This is a genomic window from Brevibacillus reuszeri, from assembly GCF_001187725.1.
GTDB lineage: Bacteria > Bacillota > Bacilli > Brevibacillales > Brevibacillaceae > Brevibacillus > Brevibacillus reuszeri.
This window is the reverse complement of record NZ_LGIQ01000009.1, coordinates 280,159-294,485: the sequence shown is the minus strand read 5'-3', so window position 1 is coordinate 294,485 and position 14,327 is coordinate 280,159. Positions and strand designations below refer to the sequence as shown.

Sequence of the window (14,327 nt, the reverse complement as noted above, 5' to 3'; positions counted from 1 at the left end):
ATATTCCCGAGCAATTTTCATCCTTTGCGCAATTTCATTTCTATGAAAGGCATTGCCTTTTCATAATCATTCTGATAACCATTGAAGCTCTCATTTTCAAGGATTTCGAAGCCCGCCTGAATATACAGCCCAATCGCTTTGTAGCTCCAGGTTTGCGTATGTAAATAATTTACTTCATCTACGTACGGCAGGTAGTGTTCACGAAAGTAAAGGTGGGCTTGTTCCACTGTTGTAAACTCGCCAACGGAAGTCTCAATCTCCGCCCACTTCTTCTCGTTACCAGGTTCAAACCAAGCATACGTATAGCCCGAGGGTAAGGAAAAAGAGGAAGCAGCTATACCCGAACGACGCCTCATAATCACGTTATAATAAGGAATATTTTTGTCTAACAAAGGAGTTTTCACCTCTGATCGTAGCAGTCTGGATTGTTTGCATGACAGTTTTTCGTTTTCTTTAAATTTTACCGCATATTTCCAACGCATACAAAATACTTTACTTTTCAATCTCCTAGGATTCTTTTCATGAAAGGGATGAAAAAGAAACAGACACTAACAATCGTAGTCAGTGTCTGGTCGATCACTAAGCATAATCCTTCCCAATCCATCATCTCTCTAGGTGCCCAGCTCAGATACCCAGGTTTCCATTGCTGGATTCTGAAGCTCTCCTCACCATTTCTTATTGCATTTCGGTGGTGGAGGCGGTGGAGGTGTCGGACAGATGACAGGCAAAGGAACTTGTTGATTTTGCAAAATTTTGAGTCCGATACGAAGCACAATTTTTTCCTGAACAGATGTAAAAGATTGTACGAACCCGGAGACATTTTTTAGATTTTTGCCGATATCCAGCTCAGTGAATTCTGTATAGATCAATTCGCAAAATGGCTTTTCGTTATATACCTGCCGATTGCTAAACAGTCCGGTGTTGATCTGTGCTCCGTTGCCACAATGATTCGCCAGAGCTCCAGATGACGAGAAATCTGGTGAAAGCTGCAGTGACGGACCTGTCTGTGGAAAGGTGATATCTGTGCAAAAATCAAAGGGCAAGAAAGCAGTCATGTGCCGAATATCTCCGCATACTGAGCTTGGTGAGGTATGGTCAACTGTTGCATACTCAATATTTTTACGAATGAAGCCCTTTACGAACAATTTTGCAGAATACGGATTAAAGGTAGGTACCAGCTCACATTGCTCGATAATTGCGCTTTTCCATGCGCGAATGATTTCCGTTGCGGGTTTTTCCAGATTCATATTTGCTTCCACGCACACAACAACGGAAGTCTCTGCAAGTGTGACTGGCACTTTAATCGTTTTGGGAAAAATGGTTTCGATTGAAGATGTCCCGAATACGTGCACATCCCCTACGCTGCAAGAATTCGATGGCGGCTTCTTGTGATCGTCCTTGTCATGCTTGTGATGATGCTTGTCGTCGTCATCCTTCCCATCACAGTAGTATTCGACTCTGAATTTACCACTGTCGTCATGTTTCCCCATGTTTTATTTTCCTCCTTAAAAGTTACCATCCCTCTCTATATGATATGGCTTGGCAGGAAGATGGCATTGGCGATTGCCAAGCGTTATCTGCCCTTTTTTCACCTATTCTTGCGACCAGCTATGTAAAATGTCTCGATAAAACGAGCAGGAGTATGTAGGCTTATCCCGTTCGGAAGCAGCCAAGATTCATCCCCTGTGCAATGACAAAAATGCTAGAGTCGCTCTTGCTGTTTACTGGTTCCTTATCCCGCTACCTATGCAGAAAACAACCGGCCGCTTTGTTTGATGATCACAGCTTTTGTTGTAGCCTCATAAGGAACCTTGCATTCGGTTTATCATGTGCACGGGGATAAGCTGTTTTCGAAACCACCATATGCGCCCGCTAATTGAAGCCAGCCCGTTGTATACCCCTGCTCCCGATGAAAAATGATGAAACGGATCTGAGAGAAGCATCGCTCTCCACTCCCCTGTCTCAATCCATTTTTCATTCAGTGGAGCGGGTTCATGTTCTCCACTTGCTTTCGTTTCCTTGCTGCGTTTTGATATAGCTGGATGTAAAATAGTGGAAGTAAATGGAAAGCAAAGTGTTTCATAGACAAGCTTTCGATCCTGGGCCAGCGTACCCTTTGCGGTCAGTTCCAAATCTCCTCTGATCCACACAATCTTTTTTTGATAATCCTGACGGACGTCCTGAACATGAATCTTGATTTCTGATTGAATCTCTTCCCAATCTTGGTTCCAAACCACCTCAAACGGTTGGACCCAATCTACGTCCCAAATTTCTTCAAGTACCGATACCTGGATCAGGGAAGCGTCTACCTGGTCCGTGTAAGCTACGTTAGCCAATATCACCTGATTGTTGGACTTCGTTTGTACAAAGGATTTGCTTTGCAACATAGGTGCTTCCTGTTTCATAGTAACGGGTGCAGTTGCTTGCTTCGCTGGTTCAGTTTCAACCGCTACTGACTCGGCACCTTCTGCGGAAGGGAGATGCTCATTCTGCTCGGGTAGTGTCTCGCTTTTTCCCTTTTGTCCCTCAACAAAGTCAGGCTCAGCAAGGGAATATTTCGCTATCGGATAAATCGACGAGGTCTTTTTTTCTTTTTGGGCTTGTGATTTTCTCCATCCGTCCCTACTCGGGTGCTTACTCTGTTGTCTATTTTTTTTAGATAATGGATCGAAAGGTTGTCGCGGGCTATCATCGACTTCCCGCTGTTTTACCGGTTGTTTAAAATAGGCTACTTTTTTTCCAGGCGTAATCGGTATGTTCTGGAATCCCTGATGATTGATATACGGCTTCTTTTTCGAGGGCGTTCGCTTCTGGATTGCCATCTCTGACCCTCCTTGTCTCCGCTGTAGCTTTACAGACTTCCTTTTTATTACACCTTCTCTATAAATACGTTCGACTTCTCATTTCGGTATAGACGCTTGCCCTTTATTGGTGATCAAACAAATGGACTGGATCAGGCTCGGCCCCATAAGTAACAGCACTTCATCCCACTTGCAAAGAATGCAGAATCATTAGATAATCTTACATAGAATGTAAAAACACAGCTCCGGTTGGTAGTCCGGACGCAGGTGAGATGCACACGTATCCCCTGTCAGTAACCTTCCCCCCTTGGGATGTCCATCATTCGCGATCCAAATAAAGGGGGCGGTTAATTTGAAACTAACCGTATTTTTCAATGGTCAGTATTGGGTAGGAGTCGTTGAGCTTCAGGAAGGGACAAAATTAAGAGCTTCCCAATTTATCTTTGGTCCTGAACCAAAAGATGCGGAAGTGATGGATTTTGTTCAGCATCAATTGCTCGCTCTCCTGTCATCCAGCAAGGAGCAGGTCGACATCAAGAAGGCGCCACACCATAAGATCAATCCGAAGCGACTCGCTAGGCAGGTTGCCAAGGAAGTGCGGGTGACTGGCGTCTCCACGTTTGCCCAAGAAGCTATGAAGCTAGATCTGGATTTACGAAAAAAGGAAAGAAAAGCAACGAATAAGAAAAAAGATGAACTGCTTCAAGAGAAAAAATACCTTCTGAAGGTCCAGAAGGCAAAAGAAAAGCACAGAGGAAGATAAGGGTTGCCCAAGGCAGCCCTTTTTTGTGCATGCGGCGATTAGTTTATTGTTCTTTTGTCAACCAAGCTGCGATCTCCTCAGTCTGCGACAGGACTGCAATCGGGTCGTAGTACCAGGATCGCTCCTCTTTCCATATGTAGACACGATTGTTTTTCACGGCATCAAAAGTCGACCAGATCGGATCTGCTTTGAGATCTTCAATGGTACGATCATTTGATGTCAGGATGATATAGTCTCCGGCGTATTTGGGTAAAAGCTCATTAGATAGCTCTGCCCACTGCTTTTCAAAAATGTCTTTGGCTACCGCAGCTGGCGGTTTTAATCCGAGTGCCTGATACACGGCTTGTCCACCGCGTCCGAAATTTTCTCCATAGGCATACGTATTTTTCTCCGCCGATTCCAGAATGGAGAAGGTTGCGTTCTCCGGTATGACCTTTTTGACCTTCTCTTTGGCTGCAGCAATCCGTTGATCATAGTCTGCAAGCCATGCTTCTGCTTCTTTTTCTCTTCCGAGGAGCTTGCCGAAATAGGTCAGTTCTTCATGAGCATTTTTCAAATTGCCGTAAGGAATAGAGATGGTTGGAGCAATTTTTGATAAAGACTCATATCTGTTTTGTGTGTCGCCTGTTACGATGAGATCCGGCTGCAGCTCGACGACTTTTTCCAAAGATCCAGTTACATCGCCCGTATCCTCTACCGCTTTGAGCGCTTCTGCCAAATACGGATTCTGTCTGTGCAAGCCTGGTGCACCGATTGGTATAACTCCAAGAGCAATGAAACTGCCCAAGTACTGATCAGCAACGATGCGGTTAGGATGATCCGGAATCTCGATATCACCGTTGATCGTTGAAATGACTTTTGTTTTTGTTTGCGCAGAGCTTGGTGGTGCGGAAGTCGTTGCAGAAGACGACTGCTTCCCTGACGGTGCCTGCAAATTGGGAGCATGGCTAGTGCAGGCACTTAATAGCAGCGCTAAGCAGAGCATCAAGTAAGCAACTGTGACGGATTTGGATTGTTTGAACATCAGTATTCGTCCCTCTCTGTTATGTTTGTATTGATAATGATTATCATCACTAATATATCGCCAGAGTCGGTCCAAGGCAATAGACGATCTGATGGGAACAGAAGGACTATTCTCTGCTTTTCGTTCTGTGCGCTCAAGTCTTCTAAATTGTCCGGGGGATTCCCCAACGCCCTTTTTAAATAGGCGCCCAAAATAAAACGAATCCTTGTACCCTACACTCGCAGCAATTTCTTTTACAGTTGCATCAGTCTGAGTTAGCAACGACTTTGCACAATCAATTCGTTTCCGTATGACATAATCGATGACGCTGTAGCCCGTCTTTTTCTTGAAGAGCACAGATAACTGCGGGATGCTGTAGTTCAAAATTTCTGCTAACGACTCCAGCGTAATCGGCTTTGCATAATGCTCCTCGATGTACAACATGGCTTGTAGGGCAAGGTCCGGTTCTATCATTTCGATACCTTCCTTATGTATTTGCTGTAAAACAAGAGAGACGAACTGATAAAACAATGATTTAACCTGGAAACGCTCCAAATAGCGGAACTCTCTCCACTCCTGCTCCATGTCCTTGACGATCCGACAAATGGACAGCGGATCGATCGGCAAAAAACGGTATTGCAGCTGAAATGGATTGTATTGCTTCAAAAGCGCGACCAGTTTAGGCTGGAGGGTCAGCGGAAACGAAGCTTTATAAAAAATCATGTAGTACTCGAATTCCTCTTCTGCCAAAAAGATGTCCAGCATGGTTCCCTTGCCACAGTGAACGATCTGAAATCGCCCTGCGACATGCTTTGCTTCATCCAGCTTGATGTATGCTTCTCCCCGAGTGGCGAACATAAAGACGCTGGCAGGCAGCCTATAAGACTGTACGGCTTCTCCTGCCCGTAAAACAGAGTGGCGTACATCCAGTACCTTTATAGACGCGTGATTCCACAAAAGTAGTTGGTCATTAATGATCATAGCGCTTGTTCAACCCCGTTCATTTCCATTTGACCAGCTTCATTATAATTGATAATGATTATCATTTCTATCAATTATCATCTTTCAGGAAACTGCTAATCGTTGTAAAATATTAGACAGCTTTGAAAGGAGATGAAAGCTGATGATGTATTCACCACTTTTTGAAAATGATGTGCCTGTAATTATTCTCCCTTAACGGAAGAATAATTACGTCTCCGTTAAGGACATGAATCCTTGTCTATTAAACGGAGGGCAACAATGAAAAATACATTACTTGGTTCTTTCTATTTATCACTCGCCGCAAGTATCTGGGGCGGTATGTATGTTGTCGTGAAAGTCGTGGTCGATGTTGTACCACCACTTGAATTAGTATGGCTGCGCTATGTAATTGCTCTTTTCGCATTACTACTGATCGGAGGAGTAACAAAACAATCATGGTGTGTTGCAAAACGTGACTGGCTTCTGATCATTTTGATTGGGGTATTTGGGAACACGGTTTCAATCGTAACCCAAGAGGTCGGAACCATGCTTTCCTCTGCACAAATGGGAGCCATACTTACATCAACGACACCTGCCTTTATGGTCCTGTTCGCCCGCATGATCTTGAAAGAAAAAATTACGGTAAAAAAATCCATTTCTGTTATGCTCGCGACATTCGACTAAGGAAGCTCTCTTTTGTACAAGCGGAGGAAAAAGCGCTTGTCGGTAGGCGATGAGCATCCGTTTTCTCTCCTTGAAAAAATTAGCCTCCCCACTCAAATGAATGGAGTGCCACTTTGTACCTGCATGTGTTTTACAACTTTTTGTACGATGAAGACTCTCTACGATATAATCAAGCTGCTTATCCAAAGAGTAAATGTCATTGTAATAGGCCAGACCAAAGCTGATATCGATAAGCCAGCGGGTATATTATTCCACACGGAGTTTTGGGACAAATCTACCATGCCTTAGTAGGAGGAGCGCAAGATGTAATCGCCCGCGTACTCGGACAAAACCTCGAATGAGACATCATGTATGATTGTGTTGTTACCCGATGCGGCTACTTCCTCGGCGCTCTGATCCCCAAGTATTCATATATCACTTGCGAACCGCGGCCGTATTGCTTGCTACTGACGACACCCATGTTTCCTTTTCCGCCCTCCATGATGCTCACGGTTTTGTCCAGAACCCCCGCTTCCTTCAATCGTTTCTTACTTTCTTCCACTTTTGCATAGAAGTTTGCCAGTAAGGCTTGAGACTCGCCTTCTTTTCCTAATACTTCCCCTAATTTCTTCAGTCTCTCGTCTACTGACATGCTTTCATGAGGATGTAGACCGTCGGAGCCACTTTCTGTAACGCTTGGTAGGTTTCTTCGGAGGGAACAATGATCAGTTGTTCCATTGTCTATGTCCTTCTGTATGATCGCAGGCGCTTTCATCCCCAAATAATCATAAATGACTTGTGAGCCTCGACCGTATTCTTTGCTCATAATGACGGACAGGCTTTTTTTGCCTTCCATAATTGAAATCGTTTTATCCAAGATCCCCGCTTCTTTTAATTTGTGCTTGCTCTGATCTATACCAATTTTGTACCAGTTTCCAAATAACTCAGGTGGAGGTTTGCCATGACTCGTCTCATGTTTTTGAAAGGAAACGACTGAGAGCCTATTTAATAATATTCAATTAACATAATATTTATTATGTAAATTCTCTTTGCATTCACTAAATGATTTATATAAGGTGTACAAATAAAACGGCCTCAGTCCCATAAAAGTCAGGGCGAGGCCGTCTACTCAATCATTTTGTACCAATTGGTATTTGGTTATCCACTCATAACCTGCAGTACTTTTTTAGGCAGCAGCATGATTAGGTTATCTGCAAAAGCCGCACGATCTCCCCATCTATGACTTCCTCACTGACCTTTTCGAATCCGAGAGACTCATACAAGCGCCCGGCAATTTGGTTATTTGGCCTGTGTCCAATCATTAGCCTTTTGAAGCCCATTTCACTCATAAGCTCAATGAGTATTTGGAGTGCAGCCTTCCCGTATCCTCTTCCCTGGTATTTCTCGTCAATCATCACTGCAGGAATCCAGTAGTTACCGTCGCCATCGGGTTTATTGCAGAAAACAATAAATCCGACTAATTCCTCATTCCCGTATACAGCTCGCAGTTGAAACTCACTCACAAATTTCGCTTCAGCAATCCAGGAGACAACCGGTGCCGGAAAAACACGCTGTTGCTCCGGTTTGACTTTGAGGTTAGTACAATCATACCAATTTTCAATGGTTACAGGCTCTAGTCTGATCCTCATGTTTTGTTCCTCCAGAAAATGAATTCACAGAGGAATCTCACAGTCTCCTCTGTGGCTAAAACGATACCTCTTCTCTTCTTTCCATCACCATAAATTGGATATTTTTCATACCACATCACTCCCTTCAAAATCAAAAACTATTCGCTTGTGATTTGTTTCGCTGCGTCAAAATACTGCTAATCAAGTAAAGACAAGATCGTTTCAACAGACTGATTTACAAATCCTCGATCCGGACGTGATTTCATCATTACCGTCAATCCGATCAATGAAACGACCAATGTATTCGCGAGTGCTTTGGCATTTACACCCGGCTGAAACTCTCCTGACTTCTTTCCCCGCTCAATCGTCTCCAGAAAAATGACAGACAAATACAGCTGATGCTCCCGTGTAAGCACTTCAAATCTTGGCTCATGAGGGGCAAGCTCTACCATCGTATTAATACAAAAGCATCCGCGATTCCGATCATCTTCATATGACTGCCTCGTAATTTCTTCAAAAAGGGAACGAATTGCTTCCTTGGCAGAGGAGACGCTTTGCAGCTGTCGTCTGATAAAAGAAGCGTGTTCGTGTATATATTTTCGCAGCGCTGCCTCGAATAAGTCTTTTTTATCTCCAAAAGCAGCGTAAATGCTCGGTTTTTGAATCCCCATGCTGGATGTGAGATCGCTCAAGGAAGTGGCCTCATACCCCTTCGCCCAAAACAGATGCATTGCTTTTTCCAGCGCTTTATCCTCTTGAAACTCACGTGGTCGCACCATATCTTTGCCTCTTTTCTATGCGGAAAATCCCGAGTTCATTCGAGATCGATAGTTAAATACCATTCGGTACACTCACAGTACCAAGGATATCTTTTGCTGTCAAATGTATCTATCCATCAAATAACACCGTTTAATTTTTGTTTGTGAATAAAGTTTCTCAGCAGATTAATTATTGATCACAAAAATGATAAACGATGGTTGACAAACGAAGTAATAAGGAATTAAATTGAGTTCATCACAGTTATGTACCATTTGGTATATAACAGTACAACCACCATTCATCCGAAAAAAGGAGCTGTAAATCTTATGGTTGATCTTCAGCGTGACGCTTCTACAAAAGACGACTCTGCAAGACAAACAGCACAAACCTATGCAATCAGGCAGGAAGCAAAATCGATTTCCACCCCCTCGTTTTCACGCTTGTTAACATTTCTGTTTGCTGCGGCTTGCGGGATGGCCGTTGCCACCATCTACTTTGCACACCCCCTTCTCGATAACATCGCTAACGATTTTGGCATGACTCACTCGTCGATTGGCATCGTCATCACCGTAACACAAATCTGTTATGCACTCGGACTGTTCTTGCTAGTCCCACTTGGCGATCTTTTCAATCGCCGTCGCTTAATTCTTGCTCACATGGTTCTCATGGTATTTGCCTTGCTCGGTGTTGGCTTTTCCTCATCGGGTGTTCTGCTGTTTGTCAGTCTGGCTGTCGTCGGTCTTCTTGCGGTAGTGACACAAACCCTGGTTTCCTATGCAGCTTCCTTGACTGACGCGACTCAAAGAGGCAGTGTCGTTGGTTTTGTAACTAGCGGTGTCGTGATTGGGATTTTGCTGGCCCGTTCCTTTGCAGGGATCATAACCGATCTGGCAGGCTGGCGCTCTGTTTACCTCGTTGCAGCTTTCCTTACGCTGGCAATCTCTATGTTTTTGTACGGGAAGCTCCCTGATGATGAACGAAAAAAAGAGCGCTTGTCTTACCTGCAGCTCCTGCGCTCCACAATTGCTCTGTATGCCCAAGAACGCCTTCTACGTATCCGCAGTATGTTAGCACTTCTCATCTTCATGGCGTTCAGCATTTTATGGACATCCTTGGTACTTCCGCTTCATGCCGCTCCGTTTTCGTTGTCCCACTCGGCTATCGGGGCATTTGGCTTGGCTGGAGTCGCAGGTGCCATCGCGGCAGCTCGCGCAGGCAAGCTAGCCGATCGCGGATTCGGGCAAAGGACGACAGGTATTGCCCTCCTGCTATTACTCCTCTCCTGGTGGCCGATCTACTCACTTGATTTTTCCTTATGGGCTTTGGCTGCAGGGATTATCCTGCTTGATCTGGCCGTTCAAGCGGTGCACGTGACCAATCAAAGTCTTATTTTTTCCGTTCGCCCTGAAGCACGCAGCAGAATCACAGCTAGCTACATGATCTTTTATTCGATTGGCAGCGCATCCGGGTCGATAGCCTCTACAAGCATGTATGGATACGCTGGCTGGTATGGTGTTTGTCTGTTGGGTGCCTCTGTCAGTGCGGCTGCGCTGTTGTTTTGGGGCTTGACTCTGCGTGAGTCGCGCCACAGATGATGGACATAGGCTCTTGAATGACAGAGCAACTTTTCAATCATCTCCCTGTGATATAACTGACATGAATCCAAAACAGGGAGATGGGAAAATGAGCAAGCTACAAGGGAAAATTGCATTAGTAACTGGAGCGAGTCGAGGAATCGGTCGAGGAATTGCGCTTCGTTTGGCACAGGAAGGCGCTATCGTCGCCGTGCACTATGCCAATAGAGAAAAGGAAGCAGCGCAAGTCGTTGATGAGATCTCGCAGCAAGGAGGTTCTGCCTTTACCATTGGTACCAGCTTAACAACACAAGACGGCATTCGTGACTTATACGCCAAATTGGATGAAGAGCTGCGAAAACGTACAGGCGAGAATCGGTTTGATATTTTGGTAAACAACGCAGGTATCGGGCAAATCTTGACTCTGGAGGAAGCGACAGAGGAATCATTTGACGAGGTTATGAACATCAATGTCAAAGCGCCATTGTTTGTTACCCAGCAAGCGTTGCCTCGTTTGAAGGATGGAGGCCGTATCATCAATATTTCATCATTCGTGACGCGCGCCGCTTCCCCGAGTGTTTTCACCTACAGTGTATCAAAGGGAGCAATCAACACATTTACGCTTGCCTTGGCTCGGCAGCTTGGCAGCCGTCAAATCACGGTTAATGCTATATTGCCTGGCATCATTAATACAGAAATGAACGCTGGAACCTTGCAAAATCCGGATGGACAGAAATATGCAGCTGGACTCTCCGCTTTCAACAGATGGGGCGAGCCTGATGATGTAGCCGATATCGCTGCCTTTCTCGCTTCATCGGAAAGTCGCTGGATTACTGGCCAGTTGATTGACGCAAGCGGCGGATCTCATTTGTGATCGATTAGGATTCGAAGCCTCGCAGGCAATGAAAAAAGCATGTGGATTCCTTTTCGCAAAGGGATCTCCATGCTTTGCTTTTCGCATGCTCGGTTGTAAGATAGCTTTTTACAATCTCCAATCACTTAGGGATTCTATAAAACCATCTTTCTTCCTAACGATAATCTGTTTGAACGTAAAGTACCCGTTGCGAATTACATTGCCCTCAATCCCTTCCTAACGAATTTCTTTTAGTTGTTCGTTGTTATTCCATTCGGCACAACTGCTTGCGCCAGCCAGTGCTGATCAGTTTGCACATGATTTTTTCTGACAAATTTGGCTGCTGACCACTTGAAGTCTTCGTACAGAAAACGATCCGCGACCCTCGCTACATATCCTTCCTGCTCACCGCCAAAAACTGAAACTTTCGTGTAGCAGCTTTTGACTCTGTCTTCGTTCCATATTCCACGATATAAAACAGGAGCTACTTCCAAGCCTAAAAGTGTTGCCCACTCGTTCGTTTCATCCCACGACAGACACTCATTATTTTCATTCCAGATCGAGAACACGTAAAAGTAGCTTGTGAGCGTCTCATAATAAATAGAGTGCTTGGCAAAAACATTTTCCCCGCAAATTCTCCAGCCATCAGGAATGTGAAAGGATATCATGCCATGTAGCATTTTTACCCAATGCCTCGATTCGTGGTCTTTACTATCAATGGATCTGGCGTGAATGTAATCCCGGTATAGCGTAGTGTTTTCGCCATCCAGTTTTTCAGTGACTACCACTTCCTTTCCCTCGAAGTGAGTGACGGTTCTCAAGATTTTATCATCGTCCGTTCTACTTCGCGACCAGGGCAAATGGAAGGTTCTCGGGTATTTCTTCCTCATTTTCTATTCACCTTCTTACTTGGCGTAGGCATCCGCTTCTTTAAAGAAATACAACCTCCATAAAGCTTCATCGCCTAACAAATGATAAATCTCAGAGATGTCTTGCTGAGTACCATAGTTAATTTTCATGTGCATTTGAATCAAGTTTACGGCCTGAAAAATGAATTCATCCTCGAATCCCATCTCTTTCAGAAAATGACACGCGATTTGAGCCGAAACGTACTCATGCCCATAGTAGGAGTAATGCCCCTTTAATGGTTTGAACGTTTTGCAAAACGGTTTACCAGCATCGTGAAACAAGGCGACTACCTGCATCAGAAACTTATCAGACTCTGTGTAAAAAGCGTTCACATAGTCCAGTACATGAAAGGTGTGTTTGCAAAGCGTATGCTGATGATGCGGGTTTTCTTGATTGAAACTAAGCATCTCTTGAATGGCTGGGATCATGCTCAATTTCTCAAATAAGGCATCATAGGTTGGTTCACTTTTCACGAGCTGGGTAAATTCCTCTTTGGTAATCGAATAGGGCATCGGTTCATGCAGAAGATGAATGCCCTCCCATCCCTCATTTAAAACCGGAAAGTGGAAGTTTTTCCTCATCTTCGTCAAGATGAAATCGTCTACCTTTCGCTTACGACCTCGATTTCGATTCAGGCAAATCGGATAAGGTACATCCAAGTAGTAGCATTCTTTTTGCGTATCTGGAAATTTCGACAGAACCTTCATCCGCTTCTCGCGGTCAATATTAGTGGCATCCAGGATGACATTTTTTCCTTTCGCCAGCTCGCTTTCCATTTTGGAATAGACCTCGTAAAAAACTTGCGCTGTTCGCTTTTGCTTGTCTTCATCACCAAAGAGTTGCTGTCTTATTTCGTCCGTGGATATAATCGTTGCTCGTTCTTTTTTGGCAATTTCTTTTGCCCACGTACTTTTTCCGCTACCAGCAATGCCAGTCATAACAATAAGCTTCGTCTTCACTATATCTCACCTCCTTTCAATGGAAGGTAATTCATATCATCATACCAAATTTTAGGGAGGCGTCCAGATCTTTTTTTCCACCTATAGAAAAAATCCCTCCAGAGAGGGATTTTACATGTGAAACATTTGCTGTTCTGCATATTGGACCAACCGCTTTGTCATCTCTCCACCGACAGAACCATTTTGGCGGGATGTCGTGTCTGCGCCAAGATTCACACCAAATTCTGCAGCGATTTCGTACTTGAGCTGATCAAGCGCTGCTCTTGCCTGGTATTTTAGTATCGTGTTGGAGTTTGCCATGTTTACCACCTCTGGATGTTATTGGCCTTTCGTAGAGGTAGTATGTGCAGGATTTGGGCATACATTCAATGGTGTAATTAACAAATTATGGAGATGTAATATACTTCACGACATCGTCTATTTTCATTTCGTTTGCAATCGCCCCGCTTGCCATCCAATAGGTGTTGTCGACTTCAAATACGTGTCCATTTTTGACAGCAGGCAGGCCTTTCCAGATCGAGCTGTCTGTCAATTCCTTCACTTTTACTTTCGCAGCCTCTCCCTGCACTAGCAAGAAGATATAATCGGCATCCAGCTCAGGTAAAACTTCTAGTGAAAGTGGTTTATGATACTCCCATGCTAATTCACGCACAAGCTTATGCGGCTGCAAGCCAAGGTCTTGGTAAAGAATAGGACCGCTATAGTAAGTGCCGTCCATCAACAGGACTTCCTTTGGCTTGATTCGAATGACAGCAAACGTTTTACCGTTGGTGATCGGCTGTAGCTTCTCTTTTGCTTCCGCTACTTTCTGATCATAATGCTGAATCGCTTTTTCTGCGGCATCTGTTTTATTCAGCATTTGTCCGAGTATATGTAACGTTCCCCTCCAATCGACCGTTGCGTCATCAAAAGCATAGGTAGGCGCAATCTTGTTGAACTGTTCATACGCTCCATTCTCAGCCAAATTTTTCGTATAGAGCACAATCAGATCCGGATTCGCTTGAATCAGGGCCTCCATGTTTACACCGTCCGTAAAATCGAGCCGTGGTACGTCTTTCAAATGTGGCTGCAAATATTCTTGGACCAAATCTCCCAACGCCCATTGCATGGCCGGCTTTACCCCAAGTGTGATGAGGGCGTCTTCTACATAAGGAGCTACGATTCGCTTGGGTTCAGCTGGAATCTCGACGGCTCCAATGACGTCTTGATAAGTGCGGCTTGTATTTTCTACTGGCGATTTGGCATCGTTTGCAGCAGGTACAGCAGGCTCTCCTGAGCTTTGAGACCCCTGAGCCCCGCAAGCTGATAGGAATAAAGCGAATAGAAGAATAAAGCCGAGTAACAAATTGCCGTTTTTATTTCCGTTCATGACGCCCTCCTGAGATATTGATTCTCATTATCACAGAAGATTGTAGCACATGGCCCATTTTCTCTCTATGGACATCCGTGCGAAAA

General features: G+C 44.6%; 14 protein-coding genes and 1 pseudogene. 4 read left to right on the top strand and 11 right to left on the bottom strand.

Features of this window, described 5'->3' with window-relative positions:
- Nucleotides 1–17: 17 nt before the first annotated feature.
- The 3 genes from ADS79_RS15965 to ADS79_RS15955 form a co-directional block, all read right to left on the bottom strand.
- Nucleotides 18–503, bottom strand: coding sequence for a hypothetical protein (locus ADS79_RS15965; protein WP_201783408.1), 486 nt, complete (start codon nt 501–503; stop codon nt 18–20).
- A gap of 162 nt (nt 504–665) precedes the next feature.
- The gene (locus tag ADS79_RS15960) at nt 666–1,490 is read right to left on the bottom strand and encodes a CsxC family protein (RefSeq protein WP_236699999.1); all 825 of its coding nucleotides are present in this window, start codon (nt 1,488–1,490) and stop codon (nt 666–668) included.
- Nucleotides 1,491–1,799: 309 nt separating this feature from the next.
- The gene (locus ADS79_RS15955) at nt 1,800–2,822 is read right to left on the bottom strand and encodes a hypothetical protein (RefSeq protein ID WP_049739417.1); all 1,023 of its coding nucleotides are present in this window, start codon (nt 2,820–2,822) and stop codon (nt 1,800–1,802) included.
- Between the two features lie 331 nt (nt 2,823–3,153).
- Here ADS79_RS15955 and ADS79_RS15950 point away from each other — a divergent pair, with 331 nt between their 5' ends.
- Complete coding sequence (locus ADS79_RS15950; protein ID WP_049739416.1) at nt 3,154–3,564, top strand: YjdF family protein; 411 nt, start codon at nt 3,154–3,156, stop codon at nt 3,562–3,564.
- Between the two features lie 43 nt (nt 3,565–3,607).
- Here the strand turns inward: ADS79_RS15950 and ADS79_RS15945 are convergent, their stop codons facing one another.
- Complete coding sequence (locus ADS79_RS15945; RefSeq protein WP_049739415.1) at nt 3,608–5,548, bottom strand: AraC family transcriptional regulator; 1,941 nt, start codon at nt 5,546–5,548, stop codon at nt 3,608–3,610.
- Between the two features lie 258 nt (nt 5,549–5,806).
- Here ADS79_RS15945 and ADS79_RS15940 point away from each other — a divergent pair.
- A pseudogene (locus ADS79_RS15940) lies at nt 5,807–6,202 on the top strand (DMT family transporter); the annotation flags it as partial.
- Between the two features lie 385 nt (nt 6,203–6,587).
- Here the strand turns inward: ADS79_RS15940 and ADS79_RS35855 are convergent.
- From ADS79_RS35855 to ADS79_RS15920, 3 genes are all read right to left on the bottom strand, one after another.
- Complete coding sequence (locus ADS79_RS35855; RefSeq protein ID WP_049739413.1) at nt 6,588–7,067, bottom strand: TroA family protein; 480 nt, start codon at nt 7,065–7,067, stop codon at nt 6,588–6,590.
- A gap of 325 nt (nt 7,068–7,392) precedes the next feature.
- Complete coding sequence (locus tag ADS79_RS15925; RefSeq protein ID WP_084765914.1) at nt 7,393–7,839, bottom strand: GNAT family N-acetyltransferase; 447 nt, start codon at nt 7,837–7,839, stop codon at nt 7,393–7,395.
- A 176-nt stretch (nt 7,840–8,015) separates the two neighbouring features.
- Complete coding sequence (locus ADS79_RS15920; protein ID WP_049739412.1) at nt 8,016–8,597, bottom strand: TetR/AcrR family transcriptional regulator; 582 nt, start codon at nt 8,595–8,597, stop codon at nt 8,016–8,018.
- 306 nt (nt 8,598–8,903) lie between these two features.
- Between ADS79_RS15920 and ADS79_RS15915 the strand changes: the two genes are divergently transcribed.
- Together ADS79_RS15915 and ADS79_RS15910 are read left to right on the top strand one after the other, a co-directional pair.
- A complete protein-coding gene (locus ADS79_RS15915; RefSeq protein ID WP_049739411.1) occupies nt 8,904–10,172 on the top strand; it encodes an MFS transporter in 1,269 nt (422 codons plus the stop codon).
- Between the two features lie 88 nt (nt 10,173–10,260).
- Complete coding sequence (locus ADS79_RS15910; RefSeq protein ID WP_049739410.1) at nt 10,261–11,025, top strand: SDR family oxidoreductase; 765 nt, start codon at nt 10,261–10,263, stop codon at nt 11,023–11,025.
- Between the two features lie 230 nt (nt 11,026–11,255).
- On the opposite strand, the gene ADS79_RS15905 is transcribed toward ADS79_RS15910, so the two are convergent.
- The 4 genes from ADS79_RS15905 to ADS79_RS15890 form a co-directional block, all read right to left on the bottom strand.
- Nucleotides 11,256–11,894, bottom strand: coding sequence for an RNA ligase family protein (locus tag ADS79_RS15905; RefSeq protein WP_049739409.1), 639 nt, complete (start codon nt 11,892–11,894; stop codon nt 11,256–11,258).
- 15 nt (nt 11,895–11,909) lie between these two features.
- A complete protein-coding gene (locus tag ADS79_RS15900) occupies nt 11,910–12,872 on the bottom strand; it encodes an AAA family ATPase (protein ID WP_049739408.1) in 963 nt (320 codons plus the stop codon).
- A 111-nt stretch (nt 12,873–12,983) separates the two neighbouring features.
- Entirely contained in the window at nt 12,984–13,172 is a 189-nt protein-coding gene (locus ADS79_RS15895) for an alpha/beta-type small acid-soluble spore protein (RefSeq protein WP_049739407.1), read from the bottom strand.
- Between the two features lie 85 nt (nt 13,173–13,257).
- Nucleotides 13,258–14,241 (bottom strand): ABC transporter substrate-binding protein, encoded by a 984-nt coding sequence (locus tag ADS79_RS15890; protein ID WP_049739406.1) that lies wholly within the window; start codon nt 14,239–14,241, stop codon nt 13,258–13,260.
- Between the last annotated feature and the right edge of the window lie 86 nt (nt 14,242–14,327).

What these genes read in the sequence shown, in the direction of transcription:
- ADS79_RS15915 (WP_049739411.1), top strand. Translation starts at nt 8,904, where the DNA reads ATGGTTGATCTTCAGCGTGACGCTTCTACAAAAGACGACTCTGCAAGA.
- ADS79_RS15905 (WP_049739409.1), bottom strand. Translation starts at nt 11,894, where the DNA reads ATGAGGAAGAAATACCCGAGAACCTTCCATTTGCCCTGGTCGCGAAGT.
- ADS79_RS15910 (WP_049739410.1), top strand. Translation starts at nt 10,261, where the DNA reads ATGAGCAAGCTACAAGGGAAAATTGCATTAGTAACTGGAGCGAGTCGA.
- ADS79_RS15955 (WP_049739417.1), bottom strand. Translation starts at nt 2,822, where the DNA reads ATGGCAATCCAGAAGCGAACGCCCTCGAAAAAGAAGCCGTATATCAAT.
- ADS79_RS15895 (WP_049739407.1), bottom strand. Translation starts at nt 13,172, where the DNA reads ATGGCAAACTCCAACACGATACTAAAATACCAGGCAAGAGCAGCGCTT.
- ADS79_RS15890 (WP_049739406.1), bottom strand. Translation starts at nt 14,241, where the DNA reads ATGAACGGAAATAAAAACGGCAATTTGTTACTCGGCTTTATTCTTCTA.
- ADS79_RS15925 (WP_084765914.1), bottom strand. Translation starts at nt 7,839, where the DNA reads ATGAGGATCAGACTAGAGCCTGTAACCATTGAAAATTGGTATGATTGT.
- ADS79_RS15960 (WP_236699999.1), bottom strand. Translation starts at nt 1,490, where the DNA reads ATGGGGAAACATGACGACAGTGGTAAATTCAGAGTCGAATACTACTGT.
- ADS79_RS15920 (WP_049739412.1), bottom strand. Translation starts at nt 8,597, where the DNA reads ATGGTGCGACCACGTGAGTTTCAAGAGGATAAAGCGCTGGAAAAAGCA.
- ADS79_RS15945 (WP_049739415.1), bottom strand. Translation starts at nt 5,548, where the DNA reads ATGATCATTAATGACCAACTACTTTTGTGGAATCACGCGTCTATAAAG.